This is a genomic window from Pseudomonas sp. BF-B-26 (assembly GCF_019956495.1).
Lineage (GTDB): Bacteria > Pseudomonadota > Gammaproteobacteria > Pseudomonadales > Pseudomonadaceae > Aquipseudomonas.
This window is the reverse complement of record NZ_JAHBDP010000001.1, coordinates 1-15,896: the sequence shown is the minus strand read 5'-3', so window position 1 is coordinate 15,896 and position 15,896 is coordinate 1. Positions and strand designations below refer to the sequence as shown.

17 protein-coding genes and 1 pseudogene are annotated in these 15,896 nt (G+C 58.8%); 4 read left to right on the top strand and 14 right to left on the bottom strand.

Going from position 1 to position 15,896, the window contains the following annotated elements:
• Positions 1–79: 79 nt before the first annotated feature.
• Entirely contained in the window at positions 80–970 is an 891-nt protein-coding gene (locus KGB03_RS00090; RefSeq protein WP_192410978.1) for an AraC family transcriptional regulator, read from the bottom strand.
• A gap of 191 nt (positions 971–1,161) precedes the next feature.
• Here KGB03_RS00090 and KGB03_RS00085 point away from each other — a divergent pair, with 191 nt between their 5' ends.
• The gene (locus KGB03_RS00085; protein WP_223525830.1) at positions 1,162–2,214 is read left to right on the top strand and encodes an NAD(P)-dependent alcohol dehydrogenase; all 1,053 of its coding nucleotides are present in this window, start codon (positions 1,162–1,164) and stop codon (positions 2,212–2,214) included.
• Here the strand turns inward: KGB03_RS00085 and KGB03_RS00080 are convergent, their stop codons facing one another.
• The 5 genes from KGB03_RS00080 to KGB03_RS00060 all read right to left on the bottom strand — a co-directional run bounded on the left by KGB03_RS00080 (position 2,215) and on the right by KGB03_RS00060 (position 7,391).
• The gene (locus KGB03_RS00080) at positions 2,215–3,018 is read right to left on the bottom strand and encodes an IclR family transcriptional regulator (RefSeq protein ID WP_192410980.1); all 804 of its coding nucleotides are present in this window, start codon (positions 3,016–3,018) and stop codon (positions 2,215–2,217) included.
• A 60-nt stretch (positions 3,019–3,078) separates the two neighbouring features.
• Complete coding sequence (locus tag KGB03_RS00075) at positions 3,079–4,389, bottom strand: MFS transporter (protein WP_056745425.1); 1,311 nt, start codon at positions 4,387–4,389, stop codon at positions 3,079–3,081.
• Between the two features lie 174 nt (positions 4,390–4,563).
• Entirely contained in the window at positions 4,564–5,712 is a 1,149-nt protein-coding gene (gene dgoD, locus KGB03_RS00070; protein WP_192410981.1) for a galactonate dehydratase, read from the bottom strand.
• Between the two features lie 46 nt (positions 5,713–5,758).
• Positions 5,759–6,379: a 2-dehydro-3-deoxy-6-phosphogalactonate aldolase gene (locus KGB03_RS00065; protein WP_218537689.1), complete on the bottom strand. Its 621-nt coding sequence runs from the start codon at positions 6,377–6,379 to the stop codon at positions 5,759–5,761.
• A gap of 19 nt (positions 6,380–6,398) precedes the next feature.
• Complete coding sequence (locus KGB03_RS00060) at positions 6,399–7,391, bottom strand: 2-dehydro-3-deoxygalactonokinase (RefSeq protein WP_223525829.1); 993 nt, start codon at positions 7,389–7,391, stop codon at positions 6,399–6,401.
• Between the two features lie 180 nt (positions 7,392–7,571).
• Here KGB03_RS00060 and KGB03_RS00055 point away from each other — a divergent pair, with 180 nt between their 5' ends.
• Positions 7,572–8,015: a hypothetical protein gene (locus tag KGB03_RS00055; RefSeq protein WP_223525828.1), complete on the top strand. Its 444-nt coding sequence runs from the start codon at positions 7,572–7,574 to the stop codon at positions 8,013–8,015.
• A gap of 44 nt (positions 8,016–8,059) precedes the next feature.
• Here KGB03_RS00055 and KGB03_RS00050 read toward each other — a convergent pair whose 3' ends face one another.
• From KGB03_RS00050 to KGB03_RS00035, 4 genes and pseudogenes are all read right to left on the bottom strand, one after another.
• The gene (locus KGB03_RS00050) at positions 8,060–8,557 is read right to left on the bottom strand and encodes a hypothetical protein (protein ID WP_223525827.1); all 498 of its coding nucleotides are present in this window, start codon (positions 8,555–8,557) and stop codon (positions 8,060–8,062) included.
• A gap of 6 nt (positions 8,558–8,563) precedes the next feature.
• Positions 8,564–9,298 carry an alpha/beta hydrolase gene (locus KGB03_RS00045; RefSeq protein ID WP_223525826.1) on the bottom strand — a complete coding sequence of 245 codons (735 nt, stop codon included), beginning with the start codon at positions 9,296–9,298 and terminating at the stop codon, positions 8,564–8,566.
• Positions 9,299–9,303: 5 nt separating this feature from the next.
• Positions 9,304–9,798, bottom strand: a pseudogene (locus KGB03_RS00040) (PAAR domain-containing protein).
• Between the two features lie 220 nt (positions 9,799–10,018).
• Complete coding sequence (locus KGB03_RS00035) at positions 10,019–10,501, bottom strand: GNAT family N-acetyltransferase (protein WP_111451798.1); 483 nt, start codon at positions 10,499–10,501, stop codon at positions 10,019–10,021.
• 211 nt (positions 10,502–10,712) lie between these two features.
• On the opposite strand from KGB03_RS00035, the gene KGB03_RS00030 reads away from it, so the two are divergent.
• Positions 10,713–10,967 carry a hypothetical protein gene (locus KGB03_RS00030; protein ID WP_111451795.1) on the top strand — a complete coding sequence of 85 codons (255 nt, stop codon included), beginning with the start codon at positions 10,713–10,715 and terminating at the stop codon, positions 10,965–10,967.
• A gap of 73 nt (positions 10,968–11,040) precedes the next feature.
• Entirely contained in the window at positions 11,041–11,421 is a 381-nt protein-coding gene (locus KGB03_RS00025) for a Rho termination factor N-terminal domain-containing protein (protein WP_223525825.1), read from the top strand.
• A gap of 115 nt (positions 11,422–11,536) precedes the next feature.
• On the opposite strand, the gene KGB03_RS00020 is transcribed toward KGB03_RS00025, so the two are convergent.
• The 4 genes from KGB03_RS00020 to KGB03_RS00005 all read right to left on the bottom strand — a co-directional run bounded on the left by KGB03_RS00020 (position 11,537) and on the right by KGB03_RS00005 (position 15,865).
• Positions 11,537–12,466, bottom strand: coding sequence for a PfkB family carbohydrate kinase (locus KGB03_RS00020; protein WP_223525824.1), 930 nt, complete (start codon positions 12,464–12,466; stop codon positions 11,537–11,539).
• Positions 12,459–13,925 carry a purine-cytosine permease family protein gene (locus KGB03_RS00015; protein ID WP_223525823.1) on the bottom strand — a complete coding sequence of 489 codons (1,467 nt, stop codon included), beginning with the start codon at positions 13,923–13,925 and terminating at the stop codon, positions 12,459–12,461. The genes KGB03_RS00020 and KGB03_RS00015 overlap by 8 nt, the downstream gene beginning before the upstream one ends.
• A 231-nt stretch (positions 13,926–14,156) precedes the next feature.
• On the bottom strand, positions 14,157–15,155 hold the full coding sequence (locus KGB03_RS00010) for an ADP-ribosylglycohydrolase family protein (RefSeq protein WP_223525822.1): 999 nt from the start codon (positions 15,153–15,155) through the stop codon (positions 14,157–14,159).
• Positions 15,152–15,865, bottom strand: a complete 714-nt coding sequence (locus KGB03_RS00005) for a GntR family transcriptional regulator (RefSeq protein WP_008152295.1) — start codon at positions 15,863–15,865, stop codon at positions 15,152–15,154. Before KGB03_RS00005 ends, KGB03_RS00010 begins: the two co-directional genes overlap by 4 nt.
• Between the last annotated feature and the right edge of the window lie 31 nt (positions 15,866–15,896).

The following is a 15,896-nucleotide window of genomic DNA, read 5'->3' as shown; positions in this document are numbered from 1 at the left end:
GTGCATCAGTCACCCGTTAAGTCGACTGACCCACCGCATTCGCGAGCAAGCCCGCTCCCACATGGGGATTCGTGGTGTATCAAGCAGCGCGTTCGTCACCGGGACTACGCTCGAAGTAGCGCTTGTATTCGCGACTGAACTGCGACGTACTTTGATACCCGACCCGATGCGCCACCTGCGCCACACCCAGACCTTCGGCCACCAGCAACGTCTGCGCCTTGAGCAAACGCAAGCGCTTCAAGTACTGCACTGGCGACAACAAGGTGCTGCGCTTGAAATGCTCATGAAAGGTCGACGCACTCATGTTCGCGCAACTGGCCAGGGTCTCGACATTCAGCGGCTCGGTGTAATGCGCATGCAGATGGCTGAGCGACGCCGCGATCCGGGCGAATTGCCCCTGCTGCTCGACCAGCGCCCGCAGCACATCGGCTTGCGGCCCGCGCAAGGCGACGAACAACAACTCACGCAATCGCGCCTGCCCCATGACCTGGCATTCCAGCGGATCGTGCAGGCAACGCAGCAGCCGTTCAACACAACCACGCATCGCATCGTCGAGCACCGCCGAGGTCATGGACGCTGGCGTTTGCGCCGCAATATTACGCCCCGGCACCAGCCCCATGGCCAAGACCAACTCACCGAGCAACACCCGGTCAATGGCGATGGAAACACCCAGCATCGGGCCATCGGGGGCTGAAAACGTCTCGCATTCGAACGGCACCGGCAATGCCTGAATCAAATAATGCCCGGCGCCGTACTCCAGCGTACGCGGCCCCAGATACGCCAGTTTGCTGCCTTGGGCGATGATGACCAGACTCGGCTCGTAAATCTGCGGGCCGCGAGCCACATCACAACTGGCCCGCAAAACCTGCACACCCGGCAACGCCGTGGAAGCGAAACCGTCGCGATTAGTCAAAGGCTGAATCAGCGAAACCAGCGTGGCATTGGCATCCAGATGACGGGTCAACAACATGAGGGCTCTTCACAAAAAAATGTCGCGGATTAGGGATGAAAGCATCATCGCAGGTCTGATGGCCAATACGACCCATTGAAGGCTGATGCCGGAGGATTAGGCATGACACCCGGAGGAATCGCCATGGCCGGTGGCCGGTGCGGCGCCCAGAATGCGCCACCTCACCCGTCACAGCTTTTGCGAGGTTCATCATGTACACCGCCATCGGATACGCCGCCCAGTCGGCCACCACTCCCCTCGCCCCCGTGAAATTCGAGCGCCGCACCCCACGTGCTGACGACGTTGCGATCGATATTCTCTACTGCGGCGTCTGCCATTCCGACATCCATCAAGCACGCAACGAGTGGGGCATTGCCGTTTACCCACTGATGCCCGGCCACGAGATCGTAGGCAAAGTTACCGCCGTCGGTGCGAACGTCACCCAACATAAAGTCGGCGATCTGGTCGGTGTCGGCTGCATGGTCGACTCGTGCCGCAGCTGCGAAGCCTGCCAGTCGAACCTCGAGCAATACTGCCTTGAAGGTCCGACCATGACCTACGCCACCCCGGACCGCGTCGATGGCAGCAACACCATGGGCGGCTATTCCGACAGCATCGTGGTCAGCGAACACTTCGTGGTGCGCATCCCCGAGAAACTCGACCCGGCCAGCGCCGCGCCGATTCTCTGCGCCGGCATCACCACCTATTCGCCACTCAAGCACTATGGCGTGAAGGCGGGTGACAAGGTCGGGATTCTCGGCATGGGCGGCCTCGGCCACATGGGCATCAAGTTCGCCAAGGCGATGGGCGCCGAAGTCACGCTGTTCACCCGCTCGGCGAGCAAGGCTGAAGAAGGTCGTCGCCAGGGTGCGGACCACGTGATCGTGTCCACCGATGCCGAACAGATGAAGGCCGCCGCAGGACATTTCGACTTCCTGCTGGATACCATTCCGGTGCAGCACGACCTCAATCCCTACCTCGATACCCTGCGTTTCGACGGTGTGCACATTCTGGTGGGTTTGATTGAACCGATCGCCCCACCGGTCCACGCTGCCAAACTGGTATTGGGCCGTCGTGTGCTGGCCGGCTCGCTGATCGGCGGCATTGCCGAAACCCAGGAAGTGCTGGATTTCTGCGCCGAACACAACATCACCTGCGACATCGAAATGCTCGACATCCGCCAGATCAACGAGGCTTACGCCCGCATGATCGCGGGTGACGTGAAGTACCGCTTCGTCATCGACATGGCGACGTTGAAAGTCTAATCAGACTTTCGCGCCAAGCTCCGCCGAAAGCCGAGCCGTGACCCCTTTGATCAGGGGAATCAGCTCGGCCATTTTCTCCAGCGGCATATACGGCACGGTGCTGGCGATGCTGATGCCGGCAACGATGCGCTTGCTGGCATCACGGATCGGCGCCGCCACACAGCGGATCGACGGTTCGTTGTCTTCCAGATCGAACGCATAACCGCCCGCCACATACTCGACCATGCGCTGCTGAAACTGCTCCCAGGACTGCTCCGGGTGCTGTGGCCAGAACTGATTTTTCCCACCCGCCGGCAAGCTGATTTCGTACAGCCGCTGCCATTCTGCCTGCGTGTCATCGAGCATCAGCGCCTTGCCAATCCCGGTGCGCGCCAACGGCATGCGATGGCCGACCCGCGAACGCATTTCAGGGCCATTGCGCCCCGGATTCTTGTGCAGGTACAGCACCTCGTCACCTTCACGAATCGCCAGGTGAATGGTGTCGCCGGTCAACGCCGACAATTCATCCAGATACGGCCCGGCCAATGTCACCAGCGGCAATTCTTCACGCGCCTGGAAGCCCAGCTCGATCAACTTCGGCCCCAACAGATAACCGACTTGCGGCACCACACGCAGATAACGCTCGTCCACCAGACAACTGGCTAGACGATGAGTGGTGCTGCGCGTCGTGCCGATCAGCCGGGCGATCTCCTTGAGATCGCGGGCACCACTGGCCACGGCCTGAACCACACCCAAACCACGAAGCAGTGTCTGGGTACCGGTCGGTGCGGCGTCCTTGGCGATTTTTGGGGCGTCTTCCTGCATATCCAGCCTTTACCGTTGAGCGAGTGAACGGGCGGCATTATGGTCGCCCGCATGCCGCAACTACAACTTGATACGCTCGACTTTGCCGACCAGCAAGATGTAGGAAAGTGCGCCAATCAACGCCAAAACCGAGATATAGGTGATCGCCGGAGCGAACGAATCACCGGTAGCCAGGAACCCGATGACGATCGGCGTGGTAATCGCCGACAGGTTGCCGATGAAGTTGAACACCCCGCCGGTCAACCCGAGCAATCGCGCCGGGGCCAACGTTGACACCAGCGACCAGGTGATCGAAGCCAGCCCGTTACCGAAGAACGCCAACGCGAGGAAGGCAATCACCAGCGGTGTCGACTCGACGAAGTTGGCGCCGATGATCGAAGTGGAAATCAGCAGGCCGCCAATGATCGGCAACTTGCGGGCGAAACCCACGGTGTAGCCGCGGCGGATCAGCCAGTCGGAAAAGAACCCCGAACAGAGCACACCGACGAAGGCGGCAAGAAACGGTAGCGACGCCAACAGGCCGGACTTGATGAAGTCCATACCGCGATATTTCACCAGGTAGGTCGGGAACCACGTCAGAAAAAACCACAACGTCGAGTTGAGGCAGAACTGGCCGAGGTAGATGCCCCACAACTTGCGCTTGGTCAGAACGATGCCGAGGTCGATCCAGCTGAATTTGGCTTTGACTTTGGCTTGTTCAGCCTGGATATCCACCAGCCCGCCACCCTCGCGGATCAGGTCGATTTCGGCGTCATTGGCGCCTTTGAAATCCCGTGGCTCGCGATACACCGCGTACCAGATCACTGCCCAGAGAATGCCCACCGCACCGGTGCTGACAAACACCATGTGCCAGCCATATTGATGCTGCAGCCAGGCCAATACCGGCGTCAGGAACGCCAGACCGACGAACTGCCCGGAGGTATAGAAACCAATGGCCGTGGCGCGTTCACGCTCGGGAAACCAGGTGGTGACCACACGGCTGTTGATCGGGTAGGCCGGGGCTTCCAGTGCACCGACTGCCATGCGCAACACAAACAGCGCGATGAAGCTGGCGGCAAAGCCGAGCATGACGGTGGCGATCGACCACAGCAGCAATGCGACGCTGTAAAGAATCCGTGGTGGAACCCGATCCACCAGCCAGCCGCCGGGGATTTGCATGGCGGCGTAGGTCCAGCCGAACGCGGAGAAAATCAGCCCGACGTGGATCGGATCGATACCCAGTTCGCTGGTGAGTGCCGGGGCGGCGATGGACAGGTTGCTGCGGTCCAGGTAGTTGATCACCACGGTGATGAACAGCAGCACCATGATGAAAAAACGCTTGCGACTGGGCGTCACCAACGACGCCTGCCCGGTGAGGGTTTGCGGTTGCATGAGGAGTGCCTCTTCTTATGTTTATTGAGGTCGATGTAAAGGCTTGCACTGCACCCTTGTGGGAGCGGGCTTGCTCGCGAAGGCGGTTGACCATTTAACATTGATGTCGACTGACACACCGCTTTCGCGAGCAAGCCCGCTCCCACAGGGGTTTTGTGTGGGGTCAGAGATCACTCACCACTCGGCAAAACTGCCATCGGCATGGCGCCAGATCGGGTTGCGCCAGCGGTGGCCGACCTTCGCGCGTTCGATGACGTATTCCTCGTTGATCTCGATCCCCAGGCCCGGGCCGTTGGGGATTTTCACGAAGCCTTTGTCATAGTCGAACACCCGCGGATCCTTGACGTAATCCAGCAGGTCATTGCTCTCGTTGTAATGAATGCCCAGGCTCTGCTCCTGGATGAACGCGTTGTAGCAAACCGCATCCAGCTGCAAACACGCCGCCAGTGCAATCGGCCCCAACGGGCAGTGCAGCGCCAGCGCCACGTCGTAGGCTTCGGCCATGTTGGCGATCTTGCGGGTTTCGGTGATGCCGCCGGCGTGAGACGCGTCCGGCTGGATGATATCGACGTAACCTTCACTGAGCACACGCTTGAAATCCCAGCGCGAGAACAGCCGCTCGCCAAGAGCAATCGGGGTGCTGGTCAGCGGCGCCAATTCTTTCAGCGCTTCGTAGTTTTCGCTGAGCACCGGCTCTTCGATGAACATCAATTTGTACGGATCGAGTTCCTTCATCAGCACCTTGGCCATGGGCTTGTGCACCCGGCCATGGAAGTCCACACCAATGCCGACGTTCGGACCCACCGCATCACGCACGGCGGCGACGTTGGCTAGGGCCAGGTCGACTTTCTCGAAGGAGTCGAGGAATTGCAGCTCTTCGGTGCCGTTCATTTTCACTGCAGTGAAACCACGTTCGACGGCTTCTTTTGCAGCGCGAGCGGTGTCCGCCGGGCGGTCGCCGCCGATCCACGAATAGACGCGAATTTTGTCCCGCACCTGACCGCCCAGCAGATCGCTGACCGACACACCCAGCGCTTTGCCCTTGATGTCCCACAACGCCTGGTCGATACCGGCCAGCGCGCTCATGTGGATCGCGCCGCCCCGGTAGAAGCCGCCGCGGTAAAGCACGGTCCAGATGTCTTCGATGTTGCGTGGGTCTTTGCCGATCAGGTAGTCGGACAATTCTTCAACGGCAGCGGCGACAGTGTGAGCGCGGCCTTCGACTACGGGCTCGCCCCAACCGGTCACGCCCTCGTCGGTTTCAATCTTGAGGAAGCACCAGCGCGGCGGAACGATGAAGGTGGTTAGTTTGGTGATTTTCATCTATTGCCTCTCTTATTAGATGCAGCGCTCGCAGCGCCAAAAATACTTAACGCAATGCATTCCAGGCAGCGACATACGCCTTCGCGCGTACCGCTACTTCGTCAGCCGTCATGCCCGGTTTGAACAATCCGGAACCGAGGCCGAAGCCTTTGACGCCCGCGTCGATAAACACCTGCATGTTGTCCGGCGTGATCCCGCCGACCGGCGCCAGAATCGTTCCCGCTGGCAGCACCGCGAGCCAGGCTTTGACGACTGCCGGGCCCATCTGCTCGGCCGGGAACATCTTCAGCACGTCCGCCCCTTCGGCCAATGCCGCAAAGGCTTCAGTCGGCGTCGCCACACCCGGCGACAAGAACAACCCCGCCGCTTTCGCAGCACGCAACACCTTGGCATCGCTGTGCGGCATGACGATCACCTGACCGCCCGCCGCTTTCACTTGCTCGACCTGCTCCGGCGTCAACACCGTGCCGGCACCGATCAGGCAATCGGCGGGCAAGGTACTGCGCAGGATGCGGATACTTTCGTACGGCTCAGGGGAATTAAGCGGCACTTCGATGACGCGAAATCCGGCGGCGTAAAGCACTTCGCCGATGGCTGCCGCTTCTTGCGGGCGCAGGCCACGCAAAATCGCGATCAGACCGTTTTGCGCCAATGCTTGCTTGAGCATGTCAGACCTCCAGTCAGGTTTAACGGGATGGGTTGGGTGTGATCAGTCCGGCGGCAACCGCCAACTGCCACAAGCCGCGTTCGGTGGCTTGTTCGGCGAGGGTCACCCGGGCAAATCCACAGGCGTCGAGTGCCCGGCTGTAGCGGGCACAGAGTTGGGCATTACCGATGAGGACGATCGAAGGCAGATGAACGCTGTTGCGTCGCCGTCGCTGAACAGTCGCCAACGCTGACAGTTCATGGCCGATCAACAGACCGGACAAGTAATCCGGTTGGGCGGTGGCGCTGAGCTCGCCAGTCAACCCGAGGCTGCGGGCACTGAACAATGTCGACAACGGCCCGATCTCGCCATCCGCCGACAGGGCCACCTGCACACCACGATCAAAGGCGTGGCCATCGAAGGACGCGCCCTTTTGCTGGGTGCGCCCCAGAATGCTGTGTTCGCTGAGCACAGCGAAGACTTCGCCGGTCATGAAGGTATCGAAATGCACGATGCAGCCGTCGGCCACTTCCACCCATTTCGAATGACTGCCCGGCAGGCCGATCAACACATCGTTGCCCGCCTCGCCCGGTAGATTCTGCAGGACACCGAGCACTTGGGTTTCTTCGCCGCGCATCACGTTTGGCAAGCGAGACCGCTGAATCACGCCCGGCACGATATGCACATCGACACTGCGAAGACTGCGAACCGTTTGTAGGGAAATTCCGAGATTGGCAACGTTCGCCGGCGTATCGCGGTAGGCCGCTTCACGCCAGCCTTGTGCGCTGCCGACCATGCCACAAGCAATCACCGGCAAATCGGGCTGCGCGTCCAGCCAGTCACCGCAGGCCTCATCGAAGGCCAGTTCAAAACCGTCGGCACATTCCTGACCCGCGATCATTCGCGGCGTCTTGGGCAGCTGCATGATCCCCGACGACAGCGAACGCTGTTCGAGTACCTGGCCACCCGCGGCGAGTTTGTAAGCACGTAATGAGGTTGTCCCCCAATCGAGCGCGATCAATTGCGCCAGCATCGCTTCACCTGTTTTGTTTATTGGCAGTGAGTGAGCTGGACTATAAACCCGGACGCGCCCAAATCTCAATATATAAATATCACTCCCATATTGTGGGATATACAAGTGTGACAAGTTTTTCTACGGCGACGCTTTAAAATGCCGGGCCATTGCTGCCGTACACCCATTCAAGGAAGAAAAATGAAGATTGCTTCAAAGGCTCTGCTGTTATGCGGCGTGCTCTGGTCCATAGCGGCATTCAGCGCATCGAAAGACTTGAAGGTGGGCGATATCTGGGCCTACAAAAACCGACCGGGTGAGGACGTATCGACACTGACGATCCTGAAAATCGAAAATTATCCGAAACTGGGCAAGGTCGTTCACATCAGGGTCGATGGCTTTCGGATGATCAATCCGGTGACAGGCAATGAGTTCAACGACATGCCTCACTTGCCCTTCCAGGCAAAAGCCCTGGAACGCAGCATCACCCATCGCATTGGCGAAACTGCAGAGATTCCGGATTTCAATCAGGGGTACGCGGCGTGGAGAGCGGCCTTCGATGAAGGAAGCGCCGGGGCTTTCAAGATCACTGTGCGGCAAACACTCGATGGTTTGGTTAGCGGTAAGTGGGAATTCAGTAATTGAACGAGTACGTTTCCTGCGTATGTTCGAGTCAGAGATGCGCGCTTTTACTGTTTAACAACCGCCTTCAAAAGCTCCTTGGTTGGTATGCGCATGACCTTTGAGAAGTACGTTTTGTACGTAGTGGTGTGAACTCTAAACACACATGAGATAAAATCACGTTTCCTCAAAAGCGGAGCCAAGGTTTCACCCTCCAGATAGTTCTCCCCTCCTTTCCCGTTTGCCGACTCACTAAAAATGACATTTGCCCGATATCGCAAAGATAAGTCTCCTGGCACAGATTCTACCAAACCAAAACCAGATCTTTTTATATGATGCGACTCAGCAAAATCCAAATCGTCTTCTAATGCACAGACAAGGCCCTCGCCAATTTTAGACTTAAACAACTGGAGCACATCCACATCTGAAGTAAAATAAACCTGGTAAAGGCCAGTACTACGAAGTTCCGCGACACTGGAATATTCAAGTGTTGCTACAGGCTTCCCATGATTTAAAGAACAGGATGCACTCATCATTATTAAAAAAAACAGAAAAACCTTGTGCATCCAGATTCACTCCCTGAAATAACTCAAAATCGACTCATTAAATATTTGCCGAGCTGCCTTACCGCCCGGTAACGGTTGCACGAACATCCTGTTTGCATCGGCGTGGTTGATATCCACCCGCCCCATTACGTCAGGCCCTTGTGTCACTTCCCACTGTTCACCGAAATCTGCGACCAGATCCGACACATTCCAGTCGACCGCAGCAGCCCGAATATTCACCCAGTAGTCGGCTTTGGGTTTTGGCTCCCGCCTATAAATACTTGAAATTCCGTAGACGATTTTCCCTTCACCGACTGGGTCAAGTGTTATTAACATCCTTACTTTGAACCCTCTGTCTGCCAGTACACTAGAGAGATGGGCACCATTCCAACCACCCAGACTATGACCAACAATATAAATAGCGGTAGAGCAATTAGGTATCCGACTCAACACATTCTTTTCAAGATCTTCATCACTTATAAACGCATTATAACTGAGCGCCCAGGATGGGCAGCGCTTTAAAATCTCCAATTGCTTTGCGTCGTCTACCGTGATCCGGCGAACATAATCAATATTATTATTTGGGCCTGTACCATAATAACTTTCCTGATCACCCGCACCACCAATAAAAAACACAACCAAGTCCCGCAAAGCTACGGAAACCTGCTTAACAGACTGATCAGTCTTACACGTTAATGTGTGAGTTTTTACTTCCCTTTTTTTTGGTGATTCTTCTTTCGCCGCCAGTCCTTCAGCCGACATCCCTATCACTCCACGAACAATTTAATGGTTTCAGCCAAATGGGAACTGACGGTATGGGTGAAGCCAACCGCATCAGTAATGCCATGTTCCTCGCTGCCGTCACCACGCTGAATGGTGTAGGGGTGATAAGGAATCGGCTTGCCGGTCGCCTCATTAACTACCTGCAATCTGTCTGTGAAATGCACTGGCATCGGTAGCAAACTGCTGAACGCCGCGCCTCCCCCGCTCTAACCGATGATCACAGTCCCGGAACCACCAACCACAACGTTGCCGTGACCTCCGGTGCTGTCGAGGGTTGCGGCATTGAGGCCGTTGATGAACACCGTGCCTGATACTGCACCAGTAATGGGGCTACCGCAGGCGGATTTATCCGTCATGCGGGCAGCGGCAAGACCATCGAAGAAAACGTCTGGTGATCCAGAGACTATTGGATTGGTGCCATGGCCCGGCAACGGACACGAGGTTGAGTCGGTTACACGAGCAGCTGGTTTTCCACTCAAGTCAAAGCTCCTTGCTGTTGAATTTTAAGGTGGTGGTAAAGATCGACGCGCCATTGGCTTTCGACACATTCGAACTATTAGCCGAATTCGTCGCGAAATTCAGGAGATGAATTAATGCCGAAGACATTGCAGGTATCATCCGTGAATATGCAAAAGTGCGCACAGAATGCCGGACTAGAGCGGTGCCGACAACTTATTCAGAGTCAGAGCGGGTAAACGATCACCGCCCCTCGGCAAACTCCCGCAACACCGCCCCATCCATCCGATATCGAACCCACTCTTCCTGCGGCTGCGCACCCAACGACTTGTAGAACTCAATCGCCGGTTTATTCCAGTCCAGCACGCTCCACTCAAATCGACCGCAATCATTGGCGCAGGCGATTTTCGCCAGGTGGCGCAGCAAGGTTTTACCGGCGCCGCCGCCGCGCTGATCAGGGGTGATGTAGAGGTCTTCGAGGTACAGGCAGTTGCTGCCGAGCCACGTGGAATAACTGAAGAAAAACACCGCGAAACCGATCGGCAAGCCGTCGCGCAAACAGATCAGACCGTGGGCGGTGGCGCCTTCGCTGAACAGGCTGCGCTCGATGTCGGCGACGCTGGCGATGACTTCGTGGCGGGCACGTTCGTAGTCGGCCAGTTCGGTGATGAACCCGAGGATTTGCGGTGCATCGCTCGGGGTCGCCGGGCGGATCTCGATCGTCATGGACGTGCCTTCGTCAAAAGTTGAAAACGCCATACTAAGTCGGCAAGCAGCGCTCGTCACACTGGAAATTCAAAGCTGATCCAAGGCTCGCTACGCAAATGCGGCCTAGACCGTTCGTCGTTCATCAGGCACCAATCCAAATCGGGGGCGGACCAATATCAGATAAGGAGTCTAATTAAATGGACCTATCCACATCCATGAAGAGGTAACCATGAACGTCGATAACAACCTTGAGAAAGAAGTCCTGACCCGTCTGCTGCATGCCCATCCAAGCGGTTTGGGCAAAGAGGTCCTGGACAATTACCGGGGGGAGAGAGTCGTGGCCAGCACCCTCGCCACGCTGCAGGATCGTGGATTGATCCAACAGGGTCATGTGACCTGCAACGAGGCCGGTGAGCACTCGTTGAACTTGCCGATCAAACTCAGTGCCGCAGGGGTTGAGGCGGCGCGCAAGCTGGACGTTTGACAAGACGAATCAGGTCGCAGTCGTGCGCGACTGTGACCGTTTGAGAGACTCTACAAGCAGAAGGAGAAATCCCATGCCTCGTGGAAGTAAAGACAAGTACACCGCCGAGCAGAAACGCAAGGCCGAACACATCGAAGAGAGCTACGAGCACAAGGGTGTCTCGAAAGAAGAAGCTGAAGCCCGGGCTTGGGCGACCGTCAACAAGCAGTCGGGTGGCGGTGAGCGCAAAGGTGGGTCCGGACGCAAGAAACCGGCGAGTGCCAAGGCCGAAGATCGCCAGGAATCAGCTCGTCGTGCGGTGGCCAGCCGTGAAGGTCATTCGCGTAACAGCAAGGCTTCGCGCGAAACCCAGACCGTCGACAGTTTGATGAAAGAAGCCCGGGCGAAGAAGATTCCGGGACGGTCGGGCATGCGCAAGCAGGAGTTGATCGAGGCGTTGCGCAAGGCTGGGTAAGGTCAGGATTTGTGTTGAGTTGGATACCGCCTTCGCGAGCAAGCCCGCTCCCACAGGGGATCTGTGTCGTACACAAAACCAATGTGGGAGCGGGCTTGCTCGCGAAGGCGATAGATCAGGCGCCGCAGGTCTTGCGGATCAAATCATCCACCTCCGCTGTCCCCGGCGAAGTCGCCGGCCCCCAGCGAGTCACCGCCAACGCAGCCGCCGCATTCGCCCGCCGCGCCGCCTCGCTCGCCGACAATCCTTGCGCCAACCCGGCCACAAATACCCCAGCATGCGCATCACCCGCGCCATTGCTGTCCACCGCCTCAACCTTGAAACCCGGCACATGCCGGCAGTCTCCACGCTGACTGATCCAGCACCCCCGCGGGCCGTCACGCACCACTATCAACACGTTGGCCGGCAGATGATCGGCCAGCCGATCCAACGCCTCGGCAATGTCCGCCGCACCGGTAAACTTCAGCGCCTCGACGCTGTTGCTGGTCCACAAATCGATGCGCGCCAGCAAGGCTTGCATCAACGGCTCATCCGGCGAATCCACCAGCGGGCCCGGATCGAACACCACGTTGATTCCACGCGGCAAATCCAGCACCCAATCCACCAGCGCCTGGGCTTTGCCGCCATGCAGCAGGCTGTAGCCGCTGACGTAGACATAGTCACCCGCCTCGGCCGGCACGCTGGCCAAATCCTCGGCCGCCAGCTCACCTTCGGCACCGATATAGGAAATGAAACTGCGCTCGGCCGACGCCTCGGTCAACGCGACGCACAATCCCGTATCCCGTTCAGCGCGGTGAGTGATGCCGATCCGAATGCCTTCAGCTTTCATCGCTTCACGGGCAAGATCACCGAAACGCCCGGTGCCGTGGCGCCCGAGGTAAACCACCGGCAAACCATTGCGCTGGGCGGCAGCCATCACATTGAAGCCGCCGCCCGCCTCGAAACTGGCGGATTGCGCCAGCACGTCGCCACCCGAATGCGGCAGTTTATCCACGGCCATGACCAGGTCGATCATGACCTGGCCGGTGTGTAGCAATCTAGGCATGAGCTTTCTCGGTCAACGCGGCGCGGCGATCCTTGGCGCCACCGAGTACAAAGTAAATCCCGCCCGCCACCAGGAACGTCACGATCCAGCCGAGGCCGTTATGGCCCAGCCAGGAGTCGGACAGGAAGCCGCGGAACCACACGGTTTGTTCGGTCGTGCCGATGGTGGTGAAGCTGAAGCCCAGCGTGATCGCCAACGCCCACGCACCGAAGGCGCGCCACTCGACACCGCCGCTGTACCAGTAAGCGCTGCTCGGGCTGACGTCCAGCAGGTCTTTGGGGCTGTAGTAATGACGATGGATCAGGTCGACGACGAAGATCCCGACCCACGCGGTAATCGGCACCGCCAGCAGCGAAATGAAAGTGATGAACGGGCCGTAGAAACTGTCGGCGATCAGCATGAAATAGATCGAACCGGCGAAGATCGCGACGATGTCCACCACCACCGCGTAGACGCGTTTGACCTTCAAGCCGAGGGTCAGCGTGGTCAAACCGGCGGAGTACACCGACAGGTTGTTCGACAGCAGCAACCCGCCGAACGCGGTGATCAGGTACGGCACGGCCATCCAGGTCGGCAGCATGTCGCGGATCGCGATGATCGGGTCGGTGGCCGAGGCCAGGTCGTTGTTGCCCACTGACAGCAAGCCGCCGAGGGTGATCAGCAGCACCAGTGGAATCCCGGCACCGAACGCCGCCGACGCCACCAGGCGTGCGGCTTTGACGCTGCGGTGCTGGTAGCGCGACATGTCGGCACCGGCGTTGGCCCAACCAATCCCGGTGCCCGCAGCCATGGTGCCGACGCCGATGATCATTGCGCTCAGCGGGGCCGGTGTGGCGTTGAACACCGCGCTCCAGTCGATGGTGGCGCAGAGGAAACCGCCGACCAGAATGTTCAGCGCACCGAACACGTAGGTTGCCCACTTCTGGATCACCAGCAAGGTGGCGTGACCGAGACCCGACACCGACAGGGTCAGCAGAACGAAAATCGCAATGAAGATCAGCGTCAGCACGGGTGCGCTTTTGGCTTCCACCGGCGAGCCGAACAGGATCGAGCACAGCGACAGCAACACGAACGCGGCGGTGGTGGTGTTGACGGTTTCCCAGCCCAGACGCGACATCAGCGAGACCAGGGTCGGGCCGATGTTGCCGCGTACACCGAAGATCGCTCGCGACAACGTCAGGCTCGGTGCGCGACCACGGCGACCGGCAATGGAGATGATCCCGACCACGGCGAAGGAACCGGCAGCCCCGAGAATCGCGACGATGATCGCCTGCCAGATCGCCAAGCCGCGAAAGGCAACAAGAGTCGCGCCCAGCGGCAGGCCGAGGATGGAGATGTTGGCAGCAAACCAGACCCAGAACAGCTGCAGCGGATGACCGTTGCACTCTGCTTCCGGCACGGGCTCGATGCCTCGGGTTTCCAGTTGCCCGGCGCTTTGCCCGGCGTTTGATGAACTCATGTGAAATGCTCCTGTTGCCTTTGTTGTGGTTGTGGGCAATTGCGGAAGACGACATAACATTTCGGCGGTCCTGGCCGTGTTTGTGCTTTCCGTTGCGGGTGAAAAATTCAGGTAGGCGGCGCGCCCTTCGCGAGCAAGCCCGCTCCCACATGGATCTCCTGTGCACACAAATCTTGGGCATGGCACAGATCAAGTGTGGGAGCGGGCTTGCTCGCGAAGGCGTCAGCCCGGTCAACGCAGAGCCAACAGCCCCTGCACCAACGGTTCAAGCTCCAGATCGTTAACGGTTTTGACCTTGTCGATCATCGCCGCCGGCCAACTCTCAAGGCCCAGGCAGGCCCCGAGCATGGCCCCGAGAATCGCCGCGATGGTGTCCGTGTCGCCGCCAAGGCTCGCGGCCATGCACAGCGCTTCGAACGCGTTCATTTCACCAATGGCCACTTGCTGGGCCAAGGCAAACGAGACCACCACCGATTCCTGTGAAGCCACCGAAGTGCCGATCACGTCGTACATCAAATCCGCCAGCAATGCGTTGTCACTGTCGACGCTGATGCTCCGCGCCCAACTGATGCGCGAGGCAATGCGTCCGCCGGCCACCCAGTTACCGCGGCCTTCAGCTTGCAGAGCGATTTGCTGGCCGAGGTTCAATGCTTCACCCAGGTCCATGCCGTTGATACCGGCCGAGACCACCGCCGCCACCGCCGCCGCGCTGGAAATGCCCAGCGTGGTGTTGTGGGTGACCTGGCAAGCCTGCACGACAGCGTTGATGAATCGCTCAGGATCAGCGACATCCGCCGCGATCCCTACCGGCGTGATGCGCATCGCCGCGCCATTGGTGGTGCCGTAGCGCCCCGCTTCTTCCGGCGAGTGGCCGGCGAGGATCATCTCGATGGCACGTTTGGTCGAAGGGCCGAGCAAGTCTTGCGAGCCCTTGGCTTGCATCGCGGCTTCCCATTCGATCAACCGTTGGGCGAGCAGCGACGGTTCGATCCGGCCCTCGCCTTCAACCAGCAATTGGCCGACCAGAATCGCCTGTTCGGTGTCATCGGTGATCGAGCCTTTGAGCATGTTGGCGGCGATCGGTTGATCGGGGCCTGCGTCTTCCAGGCCAGTGATTTCGCCGAAGCGCGCCTTGATCTCGGCGCGGCTCAGGGATTGGGTCGGCATGCCCAGGGCATCGCCCAGGGCCAGTCCGTAGAACGCGCCCAATGCACGATTGAGCGCGGTCACTTTGACTCTCCAAACTGCAAGTGCAGGCGAAAATGCACCGGATCGAGCAAGCTTTCGACCTGTTCCATGAAGCGGTTTTGCCGGTCGTAAGTGGTGCGCAAGGCCTTGAGGAAGACCGTGCCCTCCGGACGACCGAGCAGTTCGGCGTCTTCGGCGTTCAAGGGTTCGGCGCCGATCCATTGATCGCCGCGCTCGCCGATATAGCCGTAGGCGGCCAGGGTGATGGTCAGGGAGTTGTCGATAAGGCCGACCCGCGGCAGGCTTTCCAGGCCTCCGGTGGCGGGCATCAATGAGCGTTCAAGGGAGACCAGTTTGCCTTCGTTGGAACGGCGGCGACGGTCGAGGGTGATGAATTGGTCGGTGCCGAAACGCGGCAACAGGTCAGGACGGGTGACCGCCTCCAGCCGCAGCACTTCGGTATTGATCAGCGCCCCGCTGTCGGCCAGGGCCTGGGCCCAGCCGCTGCGTTGATCGAGCACCACGCCGTCGAAGGTGACAATGGAACCCACCCCGCTTTGCGTCGCGATGTAGTTGCGCCGTTTCAACTCAGCCAGGGCTTCGCGCAGCGTGCCGCGGCTGACTTTGAATTCTTGAGCCAATTGATGCTCGCCCGGCAACAGAAAGCCGTCCTCCATGAGGCCGCTTTCGATGCGCCGGATGAGTTCGTCGACCACCCGTTGTTTCTTGTCAAATCGTACCTGTCTAATCATGTACAAAGAAATACCCGAAACGGGGTTGGGC